Raw genomic sequence first — 19,087 nt, 5'->3', positions numbered from 1 at the left:
CGTGTTATCATGGGTCAGCCGGGAAAATGCCCGGCTTTTTTGCGTCTGCGGGAATCATGTGGCAGGAACTGGGCATCGCTTTTTGTCTAATGCTGGTGCTGGAAGGCATCCTGCCGTTCCTCTATCCGCGACGTTGGCGCGGCGCAATCGCGCAACTGGTGCAGCTGCCGGATCGTCAGCTGCGCCTCATGGGGCTGGCCAGCATGCTGCTGGGGACTGCCCTCCTGTATCTGCTTCACTGAAGGCTGCCGCCCGTACCGAGAGGGGAATGGCGAAATGGCAACGGTAGACCGCTGGCTCCTGCCAGATGGCATCGAAGAAGTACTGCCGCCGGAAGCGGCACTGATCGAGGCGGCACGCCGCCAGGTGCTGGATCTGTTCCAGCGTTGGGGTTACGAGTTCGTCGTCACCCCGCACATCGAATACCTCGAGTCCCTGCTCACCGGTGCCGGTCAGGACCTGGATCTGCGCACCTTCAAGGTGACCGATCCGCTGTCCGGGCGGCAGATGGGCTTTCGGGCCGACATCACCCCGCAGGTGGCGCGGATGGATGCGCACACCCTGCGTCGCGAGGGTCCGAGCCGCCTGTGCTATGCCGGCAGTGTGCTGCACGCCAAGCCGCGGGCACTCGCCACCTCGCGCAGCCCGATCCAGCTGGGTGCCGAGCTGTACGGCGACGCCAGCCCGGCCAGCGATGTCGAAGTCATCAGCCTGATGCTCGATACCCTGGCCCTGGCGCGTGTGCCGGATGTGCACATGGACCTCGGTCATGTCGGCATCTACCGCGGCCTGGCCCGCGCCGCCGGGCTGTCCGGTGAGGCTGAGCAGCAGTTGTTCGACGCCCTGCAGCGCAAGGCCATCGACGAGGTCGATGCGCTCACCGAGTCCCTGCAGCCGCACTTGGCCACCATGCTGCGTGCGCTGGTCGAGCTGTGTGGCGGCCGCGAAGTGCTGGACCTGGCCCAGGCCTGCCTGGTCGAGGCGCCAGACGAGGTGCATGCCGCACTGGATCAGCTGGTGGCGATCGCCGACCAGTTGGAACTGCGTTATCCCGAACTGCCGCTGTATTTCGACCTTGGTGAACTGCGTGGCTACCACTACCACACCGGCGTGGTGTTCGCCGCGTTCGTGCCGGGTGTTGGCCAGTCCATCGCCCAGGGCGGTCGCTACGATGACGTCGGAGGCAACTTCGGCCGGGCGCGCCCGGCCACCGGTTTCTCCACTGACCTGAAGACCCTGGTGACCCTGGGTGACATGCAGGTCGAGGCGCAGGAAGCCGGCGTGTGGGCACCGGATCATCATGACCTGTACCTGTGGCAGGCCGTGCAGCGCCTGCGCAGCGAGGGCGTGCGCGTGGTCCAGGCGTTGCCCGGACAGGATGTTGGCGCGGCGCGCGAGGCGGGTTGTGATCGCCAGTTGCAGCTGCGCGATGGACGTTGGCAAGTGGCGCCGCTGGCGTCCTGACGAGTTTTCCGCCGGCCGTGACCGGCATCGAGCTTCCGAAAGAGGACAAGTGTTATGGGTAAGAATGTCGTGGTCCTGGGCACCCAGTGGGGTGATGAGGGCAAGGGCAAGATCGTCGATCTGCTGACCGAGCAGGCCGCCGCCGTGGTGCGCTATCAGGGCGGTCACAACGCTGGCCACACCCTGGTCATCGACGGCGAGAAGACCGTGCTGCACCTGATCCCGTCCGGCATCCTGCGCGAAGGCGTACGCTGCCTGATCGGCAACGGTGTGGTGGTCGCCCCCGACGCCCTGATGCGCGAGATCACCAAGCTGGAAGAGAAGGGTGTACCGGTGCGTGAGCGTCTGCGCATCAGCCCGTCCTGCCCGCTGATTCTGTCCTACCACGTGGCCCTCGACCAGGCTCGCGAGAAGGCCCGCGGTGACGCCAAGATCGGCACCACCGGTCGCGGTATCGGCCCGGCCTACGAAGACAAGGTGGCGCGTCGCGGCCTGCGCGTTGGCGATCTGTTCCACCGCGAGCGCTTCGCCTCCAAGCTGGGCGAGCTGCTCGACTACCACAACTTCGTGCTGGTCAATTATTACAAGGAGCCGGCCATCGACTTCCAGGCTACCCTGGACGAGTGCATGGCCTATGCCGAACAGCTGCGCCCGATGATGACCGACGTCACCGCCGAGCTGCACGAGCTGCGCCGCGCCGACAAGGACATCATGTTCGAAGGTGCCCAGGGCTCGCTGCTGGACATCGACCACGGCACCTACCCGTACGTCACCAGCTCCAACACCACCGCCGGCGGGACCGCCACCGGTTCCGGTTTCGGCCCGCTGTACCTGGACTACATCCTCGGCATCACCAAGGCCTACACCACCCGTGTCGGCTCCGGCCCGTTCCCCACCGAGCTGTTCGACGAGACCGGCGCCTACCTGGCCAAGAAAGGCCACGAGTTCGGCTCCACCACCGGTCGTGCCCGTCGCTGCGGCTGGTTCGATGCCGTGATCCTGCGCCGTGCCATCGAGATCAACAGCATCTCCGGCCTTTGCCTGACCAAGCTGGACGTGCTCGACGGCCTGGAGACCATCCGCATCTGCACCGGTTACAAGGACGCCCAGGGCAACCTGCTGGTCGACGCACCGACCGACGCCGACAGCTACATCGGCCTGCAGCCGGTGTACGAGGAGATGCCGGGCTGGAGCGACTCCACCGTGGGAGCCAAGAGCCTGGAAGAGCTGCCGGCAGCGGCTCGTGCCTACATCAAGCGCGTGGAAGAACTGGTCGGCGCGCCGATCGACATCATCTCCACCGGCCCGGATCGCAACGAGACCATCGTCCTGCGTCATCCGTTCGCCTGATCGTTTGATCGATAAAAAGGCCGCGCAAGCGGCCTTTTTTGTGGACGATAAAAATCGCAGGTAATAAAAAGGCCGGCTTGTGGCCGGCCTTCAGGGGGTGGTGTTGGCTTACTTCTGGTAAGCCGCTACCGCCTTCAGAATGGCTTGGCGGGCGGCATCGGCGCCTTCCCAACCTTCGACCTTGACCCACTTGCCCTTCTCGAGATCCTTGTAGTTCTCGAAGAAGTGCTTGATCTGCTCCAGCAGCAGGGCCGGCAGGTCGGTGTATTCCTTCACGTCCACGTACAGCTGGCTCAGCTTGTCGTGCGGGACGGCGATCAGCTTGGCGTCACCGCCGGCTTCGTCGGTCATGTTCAGCACGCCGACCGGACGGCAGCGGATGACCGAGCCCGGAGCAACCGGATACGGGGTCACGACCAGCACGTCGAGGGGGTCACCGTCATCGGCCAGGGTGTGCGGGATGAAACCGTAGTTGGCCGGGTAGAACATCGGGGTGGCCATGAAACGATCGACGAACAGGCAATCGGTGTCGTGATCGATTTCGTATTTGATCGGCGCATGGTTGGCCGGGATTTCGATGGCGACGTAGATGTCGTTCGGCACGTCTTTGCCGGCCGGGACTTTGCTGTAGCTCATGGGCGACTCCCCAGGGGTGGGCCAAAAAAGTGGGCGGATTATAGGCACATTCCCCCGGCGTTACTACGTCCAGACGATTATCCGTTGGTCGTGTCGCGGTAATCCGGGTGGTTTTGCTGCAGACCCTGCAGACGCGCCAGTGGGTCCTGGCGGTAGAAGGCCGCGAGCTGGGCGTAAACGGCCGGAAAAGCCTGCTGCAGCAGGTCGGGGGCGGTGAAGAAGTATTCGCTGGTGACGGCGAAGAACTCGGCGGGGTTCTCGGCCGCATAAGGGTCGATGGCCGTTTGCGCCTCGGGGTCGGCATCGAGTTCGTCATTCATCTGGTCGTAGGCCTGCTGCATGGCCTGTGCCCAGGCATCGATGCGCATGTCGCGATGCAGCGGGGGCAGGCCGTTGGCATCGCCATTGAGCATGTCCAGCTTGTGCGCCAGTTCGTGGATCACCAGGTTGTAGGCATCCCAGCCGCCACTGCTTTGCACGCCGGGCCAGGCGAGGATCACTGGGCCCTGGTGCCAGGCTTCGCCGCTACGCTCGTCGTCCCATTCGTGCTCGACGCCGGCGGCGTCGCGGTGACGCTGCGGGCTGACGAAGTCGTCCGGGTACAGGACGATCTCGTGGAAACCCTGGTACCAGTCCAGGTCGGCCAGGTGTAGCAGCGGCAGCTCGGCCTGCGCGGCCAGGGTCAGGCGATCGGTGTCATCCAGCACGACGCCGGGCAGGGCGGTCAGGTGCTTGTGATGCAGGAACAGGACGGCGCGCTGGAACAGCCGCTGCTCCTCGGCTTCGCTGAGGCCGTCGAGGATCGGCAGGCGTGCGCGCACGCTGTGCCAGTGCTGGGCGGTGTAGGGCGAGCGAGCGAGAATGCGCCGGCGACGCCAGGCGCGGTACGACCACATGCGAATGTCTCGGGAGGCGGCGGACGGCGTTCAGCCTGTCCGCCGGGGCCATCAGTCGCCCAGCTCGAGGGTGTAGTTCTTGAAGCGGGTGTCTTCGCGGAAGCCGATCGATTCGTAGGTCTTCTGCGCCACTTCGTTGCTCACGCTGGTGGCTACGCGCATGCGCACGGCGTTGGTGTCCTTGGCCATCTGTTTGGCAGTCTGCAGCAGGCGGTCGGCGACCAGCATGCGGCGGGCATCCTCGGCGACGAAGATGTCGTTGAGAATCCACACGCGCTTGAGCGACAGCGAGGAGTAGCTGGGGAACAGCTGGCAGTAGCCGAGCAGCTTGTCCTCGTCATCGGCCAGGGCCAGGTAGATCACCGACTCCTTGCGCTTGAGGCGGGTCTCGAGGAACTTGCGCGAGGAGTCCGGGAAGGGCAGCTCGCCATAGAATTCACGGTACTTGATGAACAGCGGGGTCAGCAGGTCCAGGTGCTCCAGGGTAGCTTGGACAATGCGCATGGCGGGCCTCGGCGTTGGTGGAGTGGTGAAATTGGCTCAGTGTCAATCTTCAGTCCGATGCTGCCTAAAGCGGATGGAAAGCGCAATCCAAGCAAGCGTTTGATTTTCGGCGTGGCAATGATCGCAAAACTGCCAGGGCGTCTGGACTGTTCTCCACCTCGGCGAGTGACCGCTGCGGATGGCGTGAAGCCTAGTCGTTTCTCGCCGCGCAGGGCTGGTGCTGGGAGTGGGCAGGAGAAGACGCCGCCTGGGAGCGGCGTCTGCGTGCGGCTGACTCAGAAGAAGCCGAGCGGGTTGATGTCGTAGCTGACCAGCAGGTTCTTGGTCTGCTGATAGTGGTCGAGCATCATCTTGTGGGTTTCGCGGCCGACCCCCGATTTCTTGTAGCCACCGAAAGCGGCGTGTGCCGGGTACAGGTGGTAGCAGTTGGTCCACACTCGTCCGGCCTTGATGGCGCGGCCCATGCGGTAGGCACGGTTGATGTCGCGGGTCCACAGGCCGGCGCCGAGGCCGAACTCGGTGTCGTTGGCGATCGCCAGGGCTTCGGCCTCGTCCTTGAAGGTGGTGACGCCCACCACCGGGCCGAAGATTTCCTCCTGGAACACGCGCATCTTGTTGTGGCCCTTGAGCAGGGTCGGCTGGATGTAATAGCCGCTGGCCAGATCGCCCGCCAGCTGTTCCACGCCGCCGCCGGTGAGTACCTCGGCGCCCTCCTGCTGGGCGATCTGCAGGTAGCTGAGGATCTTGTCGAACTGCTGCTCGGAGGCCTGGGCGCCAACCATGGTCTCGGTGTCCAGCGGGTTGCCGCGCTTGATGGCGGCGACCTTCTTCATCACCTCCGCCATGAACGCCGGGTAGATGGATTCCTGCACCAGTGCTCGCGACGGGCAGGTGCACACCTCGCCCTGGTTGAAGAAGGCCAGGACCAGGCCTTCCGCGGCTTTCTCGATGAAGGCCGGCTCGGCCTGCATGATGTCCTCGAAGTAGATGTTCGGGCTCTTGCCGCCCAGCTCCACGGTCGACGGGATGATGTTCTCGGCGGCGCACTTGAGGATGTGCGAGCCGACCGGGGTGGAACCGGTGAAGGCGATCTTGGCGATGCGCTTGCTGGTGGCCAGCGCCTCGCCTGCCTCTTTGCCGTAGCCGTGCACCACGTTGAGCACGCCGGCTGGCAGCAGGTCGCCGATCAGTTCCATCAGCACGCTGATGCCCAGTGGCGTCTGCTCGGCCGGCTTGAGCACGATGCAGTTGCCGGCGGCCAGGGCCGGAGCGAGTTTCCAGGCGGCCATCAGCAGCGGGAAGTTCCACGGGATGATCTGTCCGACCACGCCCAGTGGCTCATGGATGTGGTAGGCCACGGTATTGGCGTCGATCTCGGCGGCGCCGCCTTCCTGGGCGCGAATGCAGCCGGCGAAGTAGCGGAAGTGGTCGGCCGCCAGTGGGATGTCGGCGTTCAGCGTTTCACGTACTGCCTTGCCGTTGTCCCAGGTCTCGGTGACGGCCAGCAGCTCCAGATTGGCTTCGATGCGGTCGGCGATCTTCAGCAGGATATGGGAGCGTTCCTGCACGCTGGTGCGGCCCCAGGCGTCGGCGGCGGCATGCGCGGCATCCAGCGCCTTGTCGATGTCGGCGGCGTCGGAGCGGGGGAATTCGGCGATGGGCTGGCCATTGACCGGCGAGGTGTTGGTGAAATGGCGGCCGCCTGCCGGGGCGACGAACTCGCCGCCGATGAAGTTGCCGTAGCGCGCCTTGAAGGAAACGATGGCGCCGGGGGTGCCGGGTTGGGCGTAGATCATGGGCAGTGCTCCTGGTTCTTGTGTTTGTTCGGGAGGACGTCGAGACGACCCTTTAGCCAGAGCAAGCGCCGGGCCAGACAACGCAAAGCCGCGCCGTGCGTGGCTCGCGTGGCATCGGCGCGGTCTGCCACAGTGACAGCGTTGCACCCGCGTGACGGAGCGCCGTGACACTTTGTCCCGTCGGCGGGACAGTAGCGGACTCGCCGGTCACTTTGCCGTTGCATTGGGCGTGGGCCTGGTGGATGCTGATCCGAAGCGGGGGTGATTCCCTGCGGCGGAGAACAAGAACAATGCGCACTCAACAGAGCCGCCATGCCCAGCAGGTGCTGGACGTGGCGCAGGGCGGGGCGGTGTTGGCCGGCCCCGCGACAGATCCGGCGGTAGCCCGTTCCTGGCTGCGCTGCCTGCAGCAGCATCACCTGGACCCGGCGCAGAGCATGGCGCCTGTGGTGCTGGAGCACGCGCGTATGCTCGAGTGCCGCGAGCGCGCGCGTCAGGTGCTGGAGATCGCCAGCGGCGAGATGAACAGCCTGCACCGCCAGTTGGCTGCGTCCGGCAACGCGGTGCTGCTGACCGACGCGCGCGGAGTCATCCTCAACTGTGTCACCGGCCAGGCCGAGCAGCCGGCCTTCGAGCGCGCCGGCCTGTGGCTGGGGGCTGACTGGAGCGAGGCCTGCGAGGGCACCAACGGCATCGGTACCTGCCTGGTCGAGCGCCAGCCACTGACGATTCATCAGGACGAGCATTTCCGCTCGCGCCACACCGGACTGACCTGTTCCGCCAGTCCGGTATTCGACCCCCATGGCCAGCTGCTGGCAGTGCTCGATGTGTCATCGGCGCAGCGCGAGGTGTCGCGGCAGAGTCAGTTTCACACCATGGCTCTGGTCAACCTGTCGGCCAAGGCCATCGAGGGCTGCTACTTCATGCGCAGTTACGAGCAGGAGTGGCTGCTGCGCTTCCATGCCCAGGCCGAGTACATCGGCCTGTTCAGTGAGGGGCTGCTGGCCTTCGATGGCGATGGCCGGGTGCGCGCGGCCAATCAGAGCGCCCTGAATCTACTCGGTATGGCGCGTATCGAACTGCTGGGGCGCTCGCTGGAGACGCTGTTTGACGTGCCGCTGGACGAGCTGTTCGCCCGCGCCACCGCGCAGCCTGCCGCAGCCTGGCCGCTGCGTACCCATGAGGGGCAGGTGCTGCATGCCATGCTGCGTGGCAAGCGCCGCGAGCGTGCTGCGGCGCTGCCCGCACGCCCTGCGCCGGCCAAGGTCCAGCCGTCTGGAGCCTGCCTGCAGGACCCGCAGTTGGCCGAGCTGTTCCGCCGCGGCCTGAAGGTCTACGAGCGTGACGTGCCGCTACTGCTCAGTGGCGAGACCGGCTCGGGTAAGGAAGTGCTGGCGCGTGCCCTGCACCAGGCCGGCTCGCGCGGGAGCAGGGCCTTTGTTGCGATCAACTGCGCGGCCATCCCCGAAGCTCTGATCGAGAGCGAGCTGTTCGGCTACCGCGGCGGCAGCTTTACCGGCGCGCGCAAGGAAGGCATGCGCGGCAAGCTGCAACAGGCAGACGGTGGCACCCTGTTCCTCGACGAGATCGGCGACATGCCGTTGCTGATGCAGACGCGCCTGCTGCGCGTGCTGGAGGAGCGTGCGGTGGTGCCCGTGGGGGCTGTGGAGGCGCAGCCGGTGGATCTGCGCCTGATCAGTGCCAGCCACCGCGATCTCGGCGAACTGGTGGCTGCCGGGCAGTTTCGCGAGGACCTGTACTACCGCCTCAACGGCCTGAAGTTGCACCTGCCGGCTCTGCGCGAGCGCCAGGACCGTGCGGCGCTGCTCGACCAGTTGCTGAGCGAAGAGGCCCGGGGCGCGGTGGTGACTCTGGCGCCGGCGGCCCGTCAGGCCTTGCTGGATTACGCCTGGCCGGGCAACGTGCGGCAGATGCGCACCGTGCTGCGCACCCTGCTGGCGTTGTGCGAGGACGACTGGATCGACCTGGAGGATTTGCCCGACGAGGTGCGTGGCGCACCGCAGGTACTGGCATCGGTCGAGCGGGTCGATGACCCCTTGGCCCGGGCCGAGCGCGACACGCTGCTGCGCCTGCTGGAAGCGCAGTGCTGGCATGTCAGTCGGGTCGCGGCCGAGCTCGGCATCAGCCGCAATACCCTGTATCGCAAGCTGCAGCGCCACGGCATTCGCCGTACGCGGTTATCCCCGGTTGGGGTGGATGAAGCTGTGGATAAGCTGTCGGCAGCTGGCGCCAGCCCGGATCGCCCTTGAGTCTCCGGCCTCTGGTTGAATTTCGAGCTAATTCAGTGACTTGGCGATCAGGTTAAGCACAGTTGCTGTGCATCAGCCTGTGGGTAAGCTGTGTGCACTCCCAGGCGCGCGAGCGCTGCCGCGGCGTGCCGCCGGTTGCCTGTTTTCCAGCCAGCGTGTGGCGCATCCGCGGCGCCCCGAGCTTGTCCACAGCAGCCTTGGGTAACGCTGTGGACAAGCTGTTCGGCCATCGCCCGGAGCAGCGTCGGGCCTGTGTTGTGGCGCGCGGGTGGTTTTTCGTCCAGCGCTCAGAGGCGCCCGTGCAAGGCATCGCTGAACAGCTGGCTGACGCTGGTCTCGCTCAACGGTAGCGGGTTGCCGCCGGCCGAGGGGTCGACCACGGCCATCTGGGCGATCAGCGCCGTCTTGCCATCATTCACACCCAGCTCGGCCAGGCTGTGCGGCACGCCGGTGTCGCTGCGCAGGCGCATGACCAGGTCGAGGAAACTGTCGAAGCCGGGATTGGCCAGGCCCAGGTAGGCGGCCAGGCGGGTGATGCGCTCCTCGATGGCGCTGCGGTTGAACTTCAGCACATAGGGCATCAGCGTGGCGTTGGTCATGCCGTGGTGGGTGTCGTACAGCGCGCCGATCGGGTGCGCCAGGGCGTGCATGCCGCCCAACCCCTTCTGGAAAGCGGTGGCGCCCATGGCGGCGGCGGCCAGCATGTCGGCGCGCGCGTCGAGGTCATCGGGCTGGCGTACGGCGCGGACCAGCGACTGCTGCACCAGGCGCATGCCTTCCACCGCGATGCCATCGGCCAGCGGGTGGAAGCCTGGCGCGCAGTAGGCCTCCAGGCAGTGCGAGAAAGCGTCCATGCCGGTGCCGGCGGTGACCCAGGCGGGCATGCCGACGGTCAGCTCGGGATCGCTGATGACGATCTTCGGCATCATCTGCGGGTGGAAGATGATGCGCTTGGTATGCGTGCGCTCGTCGGTGAGGATGCCGGCGCGGCCGACTTCCGAGCCGGTACCGGCGGTAGTCGGCACGGCGATGATGGGCGCGATGCCCCTGGGATCTGCGCGGGTCCACCAGTCGCCGACGTCTTCATAGTCCCAGACCGGGCGCGCCTGGCCGCTCATGAAGGCGATCAGCTTGCCCATGTCCAGGCCGCTGCCGCCGCCGAAGGCAACCACCCCGTCGTGCTTGCCGGCGTGGTACGCAGCCAGGCCGGCGTCGAGGTTGGCGCCCACCGGGTTGGGCTTGAGATCGCTGAAGATTGCCGCGCCGAGGCCGGCATCCTGCAGTAGGGCGAGGGTGGCGGTGGTGATCGGTGCCGCCCCCAGGCCGCGATCGGTGACCAGCAGCGGGCGCTGCATGCCAAGGCTCTGGCACAGCGCCGGCAGCTCCTTGATGCGCCCGGCGCCGAAGCGCACCGAGGTGGGGTAGTTCCAGTTGGCGGTCTTGCTCATGGCACGGGCCTCTTCGAGACGGTGGTGGTGAGACGAACACTCCCTCTCCCGTTTACGGGAGAGGGCTGGGGAGAGGGTGCTGCCCGGCCCTCTCCCCCAACCCCTCTCCCACAAGTGGGAGAGGGGAGTTACAAGGCATGACGCAGATGGAACGACTTGGGCCGGGTCAGGTGCTCGTAGCCCAGGCGTGACAGGGTGGCGCCGCGCCCGGTGTGCTTGACCCCGGTCCAGGCCAGGGCCGGGTCGAGGTAGTCGCAGCGGTTCATGAACACGGTGCCGGCTTCCAGCTGCTCGCCGAGTCGCTCGGCGGCGTCCAGATCACTGGTCCAGATCGCCGCGCTGAGGCCGTAGGGACTGTCGTTCATCAGGGCTATGGCTTCGGCGTCGCTGGCCACCGGCATGATGCCGACCACCGGGCCGAAGCTTTCCTCGCGCATCACTGCCATCTCGTGGTCGACTTGCACCAGCACCTGCGGTGCCAGGTAGGGCGTGCCGGGGGCGTCGGCGGCGAAGCGGCTGGCGTCGATCAGCGCCTTGGCGCCGCGGGAAGTAGCCTGGGCGATCTGCCCACGGACGAACTCGGCGGCCTGGGCGCGCACCAGCGGGCCTAGGGTGGTGGCCTGGTCCAGCGGGTTGCCCAGCACGTACTGGCGGGTCAGCTCGACGAAGCCTTCGACGAAGGCCGGATACAGCGTCTTGTCCACATAAATGCGCTCGATGCCGCAGCAGCTCTGCCCGGAATTGAAGAAGCTGCCGTCGACCAGATTCTCCACCGCGTGGGCCAGGTCGGCATCGGCGCGCACGTAGGCCGGGTCCTTGCCACCCAGCTCCAGGCCGACGCCGATGAAATGGCCGGCGGCGGCGCTTTCCATCATCCGTCCACCTTCCACCGAGCCGGTGAAGTTGACCTGCTGCACCTGCCCGGAGGCGATCAGTGCGCCGGTCTGGCCGTGGTCCAGCACCAGGTTGTGGAACAGTCCGTCCGGCAGGCCGGCGTGGGCGAAGGCCTGGGCGAAGCGCTCGCCGACCAGCAGGGTCTGGCTGGCGTGCTTGAGCAGCACGGCGTTGCCGGCCATCAGTGCCGGGATGATCGCGTTCACCGCCGTCAGGTAGGGATAGTTCCACGGCGCCACCACCAGCACGGTGCCCAGCGGCTCGCGGCGAATGAAGCGGCGGAAGCCTTCCCTCGGCTCGGGCACCACGTCGGCCAGGGCGCTGGCGGCGATGCCGATCATGTAGCGTGCGCGCTCCTCGAAGCCGCGCAGTTCGCCGGCACCGAAGCGCACCGGGCGGCCCATCTGCCAGGCCAGTTCGGGGACTATCTCTTCCTTCATTGCCAGCATGGCGTCCACCGCCTTCAGGCAGTAGCCGGCGCGTTGTTCGAGGGTCAGTTGGCGCCAGGCGCGCTGGGCCTCCTGGGCCTGGTGCAGGACCTGCTCCAGCTGGTGGCTGCCGATAAGCGGGCGCTCGGCATAGAGGCTGCCGTCGACCGGCGAGATCAGGCGGATATGGTTCATGCTCGATAGAACTCCCTGTGATCATCCCCCTCTCCCGTTTGCGGGAGAGGGATAGGAAAGGGCGTGGTCCGTCCCTCTCCCACGGCCCCTCTCCCACGAGTGGGAGAGGGGAGTGAGGTCAGTAGCGCTCGAAGCCGCGGCGCAGTTCCCAGTCGGTCACCCGGCGGTCGTACTCCTGCTGCTCCCAGCGCGCGGTGTGCAGGTAGTGCTCGACCACCTCGTCGCCGAAGGCCGCGCGCAACATGCGCGACTGCTCCAGGGCGCTGGTGGCGCCGCGCAGGGTCTTGGCCACCTCGGGCAGTTCGTCGTGCGCGTAGGCGTCGCCGGAGAATGGGGCTGGCAGCTCCAGCTGTTCGTCGATGCCGGCCAGGTCGGCGGCGATCAGCGCGGCGAAGGCCAGGTAGGGGTTGAGGTCGGCGCCGCCGATGCGACATTCGATGCGGATGCCTTTGCCGCCCTCGCCGCACAGGCGGAAACCGGCGGTGCGGTTGTCGTTGCTCCACACCGCGCGGGTGGGGGCGAAGGTGCCGGCCTGGAAGCGCTTGTAGGAGTTGATGTAGGGGGCGAGGAAGTAGGTGATGTCGCCGGCGTACTTGAGCTGGCCGGCCACCCACTGGCGCATCAGCTTGGACATGCCGAACTCGGCCTTGGCGTCGAAGAACAGCGGCTTGTTGCCCTTCAGGCTCCACAGCGAGTTGTGGATATGGCTGCTGGAGCCGGCCAGGTTGTAGTTCCACTTGGCCATGAAGGTGATGGCCTTGCCCTGCAGCAGGGCGATCTCCTTGCAGGCGTGCTTGATGATGCTGTGGCTGTCGGCCATGGTCAGCGCGTCGGCGTAGCGCACGTTGATCTCTTCCTGGCCTGGGCCCCATTCGCCCTTGGAGTTCTCCACGGCGATACCGGCCGCCTGCAGGTGCTTGCGGATGGCGCGCAGCACCGGCTCGTCGCGGATGGTCTGCAGGATGCCGTAGTCCTCGATGTGGTAATTGGCCGTGCGCGGCTCGCGGTAGTGCTGGGCGTGGATGCTCTCGTAGCTCTGGTCGAACAGGTAGAACTCCAGCTCGGAGGCGAACATGCCCTGGTAGCCGCGCTCGGTGAGGCGGGCGATCTGTCGCTTGAGGATGCCGCGCGGGCTGTGCGGCAGGTCCTGGTGGTGATGGTCCTGCACATCGCACAGCACCAGGGCGGTGCCTTCCAGCCAGGGCACCAGGCGCATGGTGGAGAGGTCAGGCTTGAACACGAAGTCGCCGTAGCCGCGCTTCCAGCTGGCGGCGGCGTAGCCGGGCACCGGCTCCATGTCGATGTCGTCGGCCAGCAGGTAGTCGCAGCCGTGGGTTTCCTCGTAGGCGCTGTCGAGGAAGAACTCGACCTGGAAGCGTTTGCCGATCAGGCGGCCCTGCATGTCGACCATGCAGGCCAGGACGGTGTCGACGCTGCCGGCTTCGGCCAGTTGGCGCAGCTGGGCAAGGGTGAGCGGGGCGGTCATCCGTAGTACTCCCTGGCGGGGCGTCTTGCCCCTTGGTTCTTGTTGTCGGGAAACGGGCCGGCCAGGCCGGCTGCCTTTGACTCTAGACGAAAATTCGCCGGCGTCCGGAACCGCCGGGGCGGGGCCTCAGTCCGATTGCGCTGTGCTAACCTGCGGCCAATTTCGCCCCGGCCTGCGGGCCGGTATCCAGAGGTCATCCATGCATATCCACATCCTCGGCATCTGCGGCACCTTCATGGGGTCGCTGGCCGTGCTGGCCAAGGAGCTTGGTCATCGCGTCACCGGTTCCGACGCCAACGTCTACCCGCCCATGAGCACCCAGCTCGAAGCCCAGGGCATCGAACTGATGCAGGGTTACGACCCCGCGCACCTGCAGCCGGCGCCGGACCTGGTGGTGGTCGGCAATGCGCTGAGCCGTGGCAACCCAGCGGTCGAGTACGTGCTGAACCAGGGCCTGCCCTATGTGTCCGGCCCGCAGTGGCTGGCCGACCATGTGCTGCAGGGGCGCTGGGTGCTGGCCGCTGCCGGTACGCACGGCAAGACCACCACCAGCAGCATGCTGGCCTGGGTGCTGGAGCATGCCGGCATGAGCCCGGGCTTCCTCATTGGCGGCGTGCCGCAGAACTTCGGGGTGTCGGCGCGCCTGGGCGGCACGCCGTTCTTCGTGGTCGAGGCCGACGAGTACGACAGCGCCTTCTTCGACAAGCGCAGCAAGTTCGTCCACTACCGCCCGCGCACGGCGATCCTCAACAACCTGGAGTTCGACCACGCGGACATCTTCCCGGACCTGGCGGCCATCGAACGGCAGTTCCACCACCTGGTGCGCACCGTGCCGGGCGAGGGCCTGATCATCCATCCGCAGGCCGAAGAGGCCCTGGCCCGTGTGATCAAGATGGGCTGCTGGACCCCGGTGCAGACCACCGGCGACGGTGGCCAGTGGCAGGCGCGCCTGCTCAGCGAAGACGGCTCGCGCTTCGAGGTGGTGTTCGACGGCAAGGTCGAAGGCGTGGTCGAGTGGGAACTGACCGGCCAGCACAACGTGGCCAACGCCCTGGCCTGCCTGGCGGCGGCGCGCCATGTTGGCGTGGTGCCGGAGCTGGGCATCGCCGGGCTGTCGAGCTTCAAGAGCGTCAAGCGGCGCATGGAAAAGGTCGCGGAAGTGCAGGGCGTGACCCTCTACGACGACTTCGCCCACCACCCGACGGCCATCGCTACCACCCTGGACGGCCTGCGCAAGCGCGTCGGCGCCGCCCAGGTGATCGCGGTAATCGAGCCGCGCTCCAACTCGATGAAGCTGGGTGCCCACCGCGACGGCCTGGCCGACTCCGTGGTGCAGGCCGACCAGGTGTTCTGGTATGCCCCGGCCAACCTAGGCTGGGACCTGGCCGCGACGGTGGCCGGCTCCACGGTGCCGACCGAGGTCTGCGACTCGCTGGAGGCCATCATCGCGGGGGTGAAGGCCGTGGCGGCGCCCGGCACCCAGGTGGTGATCATGAGCAACGGCGGCTTCGGCGGCTTGCACGGCAAGCTGGCTAGCGCCTTGGCCAAGTAGACAGTAACCCCCTCTCCCGCCGGGAGAGGGCAGGGGTGAGGGTGCAATGGGCAGCTCGGAGTTGCCTGGTGCGCCCTCATCCCACGCGGCCCGCCCCGGCCCCTCTTCTAGGGGGAGAGGGGAGATAAGCATTCCGAGGAATACACATGAACGGTCCCGAACGCATCACCCTGGCCATGACCGGCGCCTCCGGCGCCCAGTACGGCCTGCGCCTGCTCGATTGCCTGGTGCAGGAAGAACGCGAGGTGCATTTCCTGATCTCCAAGGCCGCGCAGCTGGTGATGGCTACCGAGACCGATGTCAGCCTGCCGGCCAAGCCGCAGGCCATGCAGCAGTTCCTCAGCGAGTACACCGGCGCCGCGCCCGGGCAGATCCGCGTGTACGGCAAGGAAGACTGGATGGCCCCGCCGGCCTCCGGCTCCGGCGCGCCCAGCGCCATGGTGGTGGTGCCGTGTTCGACCGGCACCCTCTCGGCGATTGCCACCGGTGCCTGCAACAACCTGATCGAGCGCGCCGCCGACGTGGTGCTCAAGGAGCGCCGCCAGCTGATCCTGGTACCGCGCGAGGCGCCGTATTCGAGCATCCACCTGGAGAACATGCTCAAGCTGTCCAACCTCGGCGTGACCATACTGCCTGCGTCTCCGGGCTTCTATCACCAGCCGCAGACGCTGGACGATCTGGTCGACTTCGTCGTCGCGCGCATCCTCAACTGCCTCGGTGTGCCGCAGGACATGCTGCCGCGCTGGGGCGAACACCATCTGACCAGCGATGAATAAGGGCCTGCTCCTGCTGCTGGCCTGCGCGCTGCTGCCCGGCTGCGCCAGCGTGCGCACCCTGGATGCGGCCAAGCCTGGCGCGCCGATCATCTACTCCGGTGCGCGCCTGGACTGGTACACCCTGCAGGGCGGCTGCTGTCCGGTGGAGCGTTTCGGCGCCGAGGCGCCTCGCTATCCCGGACTCGACCTGCCGTTCGCCGCCGTGCTGGAGACCCTGCTGCTGCCGTTTGCGGTGGCTGCCGAACTGGGCGTCGGTCTCAGCGTTTCCGGCGGCATCTAAGGCGCTCCTTGCGCTAGAGCCTTTGCGCTCGACTGGGCGGTCTGTTTCTGCGCGACCTGGGTTGGCATCGGCCAATCCTCGTCTAGGCTGACGAAAAAATGTCGGTGTCGCAGGCAAGGACATGCATCAGGCAATCCGAGCGTATGTGCGTGTTGTAGACCGCGTGAACAGGTTTGTGGGGCGCTGCGCCATGTACCTGATCTTCGTCATGCTGGGGGTTCTGCTCTACTCATCGCTGAGCAAGGCTTTCTTCACCCCGGCGATCTGGACGCTGGAAACCGCGCAGTTTCTGATGGTCGCCTACTTCCTGCTGGGTGGCGCCTACGCCATGCAGCTGGGGGACCATGTGCGCATGGACCTGCTCTACGGGCGCTGGCAGCCGCGCACGCGCGCCTGGGTGGATGCCGTCACCATCCTCTTCCTGCTGTTCTACCTGGCGGTGCTGCTGTACGGCGGCCTGTCCTCGACCCACTACGCCTTTGAATACGACGAAACCAGCTATTCGGCCTGGTCGCCGCGCATGGCCCCGATCAAGGTGCTGATGGTGGTCGGTATCGCCCTGATGCTGCTGCAGGCGCTGGCACAGCTGTTCAAGGATATTGCTGCGGTGCGCGGGGAGACGCTGTGATGGATCATGGTCTGATTGCCCTGCTGATGTTCAGCTCGATGATGCTGCTGTTGCTCACCGGCAAGCGCGTATTCGGTGCCATCGGTTTCGTCGCGGCGGCCGCGGCGTTGCTGCTGTGGGGCGATGGCGGCGCCGAGCTGCCGTTCAGCGCGGCGATGAAGCTAATGAAGTGGTACCCGCTGCTGACCCTGCCGATGTTCGTGTTCATGGGCTACATGCTCTCCGAGTCGGGGGTGGCGGACGACCTGTACCGCATGTTCCATGTGTGGATGGGGCCGCTGCACGGCGGCCTGGCCATCGGCACCATCGGCCTGATGGTGCTGATCTCGGCGATGAACGGGCTGAGCGTGGCCGGCATGGCCATCGGCGCGACCATTGCCTTGCCCGAACTGCTGCGGCGCGGTTACGACAAGATCATGGTCACCGGCGTGATCCAGGCCGGCAGCTCGCTGGGCATCCTTATTCCGCCCAGCGTGGTGCTGGTGCTGTACGGCATGATCGCCCGCCAGCCGGTCGGCCAGCTGTGGCTGGCCGGGGTGCTGCCAGGCCTGCTGATGGCCGGCCTGTTCGTGCTCTATATCGCCGTGCGCTGCCGCCTGCAGCCGCACATGGGGCCGCCACTGACCCTGGAAGAGCGTGCCGAGATCAGCCTGGGCGAGAAGCTGCGCCTGCTACGTGCCGGCTTGTTGCCGCTGTTCATCTTCGTGTCGATGACCGGGCTGTTCATGCTCGGCATCACCAGCCTGGTGGAAAGCTCGGCGGTCGGCGCCCTGGCCGCCACCCTGGCGGCGCTGGTGCAGGGCCGGCTGACGCGCAAGGTGATGGAGGAGACCCTGCGCAAGACGCTCGGCATCAGCTGCATGTTCATGTGGATCATCCTCGCCGCACTGTGCTTCGGCGCCGTGTTCGACGGCCTCGGCGCGGTCAAGGCGATCGAGGGCTTCTTCGTCGGGGACCTGGGGCTGGGGCCCTGGGAAATCCTCATCCTGATGCAGCTGTCGTTCATCGTGATGGGCATGTTCCTCGATGACACCGCCATGCTGGTGATCGTTGCGCCGCTCTACGTGCCGCTGGTGGGCAGCCTGGGCTTCGACCTGGTGTGGTACGGCGTGCTCTACACCATCACCTGCCAGATGGCCTACATGACCCCGCCGTTTGGCTACAACCTGTTCCTGATGCGCGCCATGGCGCCGCCGGAAGTGAGCCTGGGCGACATCTACCGCTCGGTCACGCCCTTCGTGGCGATCATGGCGCTGACCCTGGTGTTGGTGATGATCTACCCGCAGATCGCCCTGTGGCTGCCGCAGTGGCACTACGGCGGCTGAGGCAAATCGGTTTTCAGGGCGGCGGCCCGGGAGTGTCTGTTGTGCGAGCGCCGGTCTGGGAGAGAGGGGAGGCGCAATGGTGCGGCTCCATTCAACGCTTGGAGACGACAGCATGACTACGAGACGCAAGTTCCTGCAGACCGCCGCGCTGGCCGGCGGCACTGCAGCCCTGGGCTCGGCGCACATCTACGCCGCGGAACCGAAGAAGATCACCTGGCGCCTGCAGACCTACGCCGGCCCGGCGCTGGCCGAGCACGTGATCAAGCCCTCCATCGATGCGTTCAACAAGGTCGCCGAGGGGCAGATGGAGATCCAGCTGTACTTCGCCGACCAGCTGGTGCCCACCGGTGAGCTGTTCCGCGCCATGCAGAAAGGCACCATCGATGCGGTGCAGAGTGACGACGACTCGATCGCCGCGCCGGTCGACGTCGCCGTGTTCGGTGGCTACTTCCCCTTCGCCACCCGCTACAGCCTCGACGTGCCGGTGCTGTTCGAGCAGTTCGGCCTGCGGCAGATCTGGGAGGAGGCCTACGCCGAGGTCAAGGGCGTGACCTGGCTCGGTGCCGGCGCCTGGGACCCCTGCCACTTCGCCACGGTCGAGCCGATCAACAAGCTGGCCGACCTCAAGGGCAAGCGGGTGTTCACCTTCCCCACCGCCGGCAAGTTCCTTTCCCGCTTCGGGGTGATCCCGGTGACGCTGCCCTGGGAGGACGTCGAGGTGGCGATCCAGACCGGCGAGCTGGATGGCATCGCCTGGTCCGGCATCACCGAGGACTACACGGTGGGCTGGGCCAACGTCACCAAGTACTTCCTCACCAACAACATCTCCGGCGCCTGGATCGGTTCCTACTTCGCCAACTCGGAGAAGTGGGCGGAAGTGCCGGACAAGCTCAAGGACCTGTTCCGTCTGTGCATGGACAGCTCGCACTACTACCGCCAGCACTGGTACTGGGGCGGCGAGGCCAAGCTGCGGGTGGAGGGCGACAAGCTCAAGCTGACCACCATCCCGGCCGCGGAGTGGCAGACGGTGGAGGACGAGGCGCGCAAGTTCTGGGACGAGATCGCCAAGACCAGCCCGCGCTGCGCCAAGGTGGTCGAGACCTTCAAGCGCTACAACGCGCTGATGGACAAGGCCGGTCCGCCCTATCGCTGATGAGCG

General features: G+C 66.4%; 17 protein-coding genes. 10 read left to right on the top strand and 7 right to left on the bottom strand.

What is annotated here, in order from left to right; all coding sequences use genetic code 11:
• Window positions 1–56 precede the first annotated feature (56 nt).
• Genes ACOAPY_RS18535 through ACOAPY_RS18525 form a run of 3 tightly spaced genes read left to right on the top strand, consistent with a single transcriptional unit; the run spans window position 57 to window position 2,814 of the window.
• Window positions 57–242, top strand: a complete 186-nt coding sequence (locus tag ACOAPY_RS18535; RefSeq protein WP_043216759.1) for a DUF2065 domain-containing protein — start codon at window positions 57–59, stop codon at window positions 240–242.
• 34 nt (window positions 243–276) lie between these two features.
• Window positions 277–1,464: an ATP phosphoribosyltransferase regulatory subunit gene (locus ACOAPY_RS18530; RefSeq protein WP_465154270.1), complete on the top strand. Its 1,188-nt coding sequence runs from the start codon at window positions 277–279 to the stop codon at window positions 1,462–1,464.
• Window positions 1,465–1,518: 54 nt separating this feature from the next.
• Complete coding sequence (locus tag ACOAPY_RS18525; RefSeq protein WP_076583774.1) at window positions 1,519–2,814, top strand: adenylosuccinate synthase; 1,296 nt, start codon at window positions 1,519–1,521, stop codon at window positions 2,812–2,814.
• A gap of 108 nt (window positions 2,815–2,922) precedes the next feature.
• Here ACOAPY_RS18525 and ppa read toward each other — a convergent pair whose 3' ends face one another.
• From ppa to exaC, 4 genes are all read right to left on the bottom strand, one after another.
• A complete protein-coding gene (gene ppa, locus ACOAPY_RS18520; protein ID WP_278955816.1) occupies window positions 2,923–3,450 on the bottom strand; it encodes an inorganic diphosphatase in 528 nt (175 codons plus the stop codon).
• A gap of 77 nt (window positions 3,451–3,527) precedes the next feature.
• Window positions 3,528–4,346, bottom strand: coding sequence for a M90 family metallopeptidase (locus ACOAPY_RS18515; protein WP_465154269.1), 819 nt, complete (start codon window positions 4,344–4,346; stop codon window positions 3,528–3,530).
• Between the two features lie 51 nt (window positions 4,347–4,397).
• A complete protein-coding gene (locus tag ACOAPY_RS18510; protein ID WP_021701811.1) occupies window positions 4,398–4,850 on the bottom strand; it encodes a GNAT family N-acetyltransferase in 453 nt (150 codons plus the stop codon).
• A 275-nt stretch (window positions 4,851–5,125) separates the two neighbouring features.
• Window positions 5,126–6,646: an acetaldehyde dehydrogenase ExaC gene (gene exaC / locus ACOAPY_RS18505; protein ID WP_465154268.1), complete on the bottom strand. Its 1,521-nt coding sequence runs from the start codon at window positions 6,644–6,646 to the stop codon at window positions 5,126–5,128.
• 290 nt (window positions 6,647–6,936) lie between these two features.
• On the opposite strand from exaC, the gene ACOAPY_RS18500 reads away from it, so the two are divergent.
• The gene (locus ACOAPY_RS18500) at window positions 6,937–8,916 is read left to right on the top strand and encodes a sigma-54-dependent Fis family transcriptional regulator (RefSeq protein WP_465154267.1); all 1,980 of its coding nucleotides are present in this window, start codon (window positions 6,937–6,939) and stop codon (window positions 8,914–8,916) included.
• Between the two features lie 287 nt (window positions 8,917–9,203).
• Here ACOAPY_RS18500 and ACOAPY_RS18495 read toward each other — a convergent pair whose 3' ends face one another.
• From ACOAPY_RS18495 to ACOAPY_RS18485, 3 genes are all read right to left on the bottom strand, one after another.
• Window positions 9,204–10,364, bottom strand: a complete 1,161-nt coding sequence (locus ACOAPY_RS18495; protein WP_465154266.1) for an iron-containing alcohol dehydrogenase — start codon at window positions 10,362–10,364, stop codon at window positions 9,204–9,206.
• 128 nt (window positions 10,365–10,492) lie between these two features.
• Entirely contained in the window at window positions 10,493–11,881 is a 1,389-nt protein-coding gene (locus ACOAPY_RS18490) for an aldehyde dehydrogenase family protein (protein ID WP_465154265.1), read from the bottom strand.
• A 118-nt stretch (window positions 11,882–11,999) separates the two neighbouring features.
• Entirely contained in the window at window positions 12,000–13,367 is a 1,368-nt protein-coding gene (locus ACOAPY_RS18485) for a glutamine synthetase family protein (protein ID WP_465154264.1), read from the bottom strand.
• A 199-nt stretch (window positions 13,368–13,566) separates the two neighbouring features.
• Here ACOAPY_RS18485 and mpl point away from each other — a divergent pair, with 199 nt between their 5' ends.
• The 6 genes from mpl to ACOAPY_RS18455 all read left to right on the top strand — a co-directional run bounded on the left by mpl (window position 13,567) and on the right by ACOAPY_RS18455 (window position 19,081).
• Window positions 13,567–14,919 (top strand): UDP-N-acetylmuramate:L-alanyl-gamma-D-glutamyl-meso-diaminopimelate ligase, encoded by a 1,353-nt coding sequence (gene mpl, locus ACOAPY_RS18480; RefSeq protein WP_465154263.1) that lies wholly within the window; start codon window positions 13,567–13,569, stop codon window positions 14,917–14,919.
• Between the two features lie 146 nt (window positions 14,920–15,065).
• Window positions 15,066–15,695: a flavin prenyltransferase UbiX gene (ubiX, locus tag ACOAPY_RS18475; protein ID WP_465154262.1), complete on the top strand. Its 630-nt coding sequence runs from the start codon at window positions 15,066–15,068 to the stop codon at window positions 15,693–15,695.
• Window positions 15,688–15,975 carry a YceK/YidQ family lipoprotein gene (locus tag ACOAPY_RS18470; RefSeq protein ID WP_465154261.1) on the top strand — a complete coding sequence of 96 codons (288 nt, stop codon included), beginning with the start codon at window positions 15,688–15,690 and terminating at the stop codon, window positions 15,973–15,975. Before ubiX ends, ACOAPY_RS18470 begins: the two co-directional genes overlap by 8 nt.
• 121 nt (window positions 15,976–16,096) lie before the next feature.
• Window positions 16,097–16,603: a TRAP transporter small permease subunit gene (locus ACOAPY_RS18465; RefSeq protein ID WP_377740459.1), complete on the top strand. Its 507-nt coding sequence runs from the start codon at window positions 16,097–16,099 to the stop codon at window positions 16,601–16,603.
• Window positions 16,603–17,928, top strand: a complete 1,326-nt coding sequence (locus tag ACOAPY_RS18460) for a TRAP transporter large permease (RefSeq protein WP_465154260.1) — start codon at window positions 16,603–16,605, stop codon at window positions 17,926–17,928. The genes ACOAPY_RS18465 and ACOAPY_RS18460 overlap by 1 nt, the downstream gene beginning before the upstream one ends.
• A gap of 112 nt (window positions 17,929–18,040) precedes the next feature.
• Window positions 18,041–19,081 carry a TRAP transporter substrate-binding protein gene (locus ACOAPY_RS18455; protein ID WP_465154259.1) on the top strand — a complete coding sequence of 347 codons (1,041 nt, stop codon included), beginning with the start codon at window positions 18,041–18,043 and terminating at the stop codon, window positions 19,079–19,081.
• The last annotated feature ends 6 nt before the right edge of the window (window positions 19,082–19,087 follow it).

Origin of the sequence: Pseudomonas stagnisoli (genome assembly GCF_048595745.1) — a bacterium.
GTDB lineage: Bacteria > Pseudomonadota > Gammaproteobacteria > Pseudomonadales > Pseudomonadaceae > Aquipseudomonas > Aquipseudomonas alcaligenes_A.
This window is presented reverse-complemented; position numbering and strand designations above follow the sequence as displayed.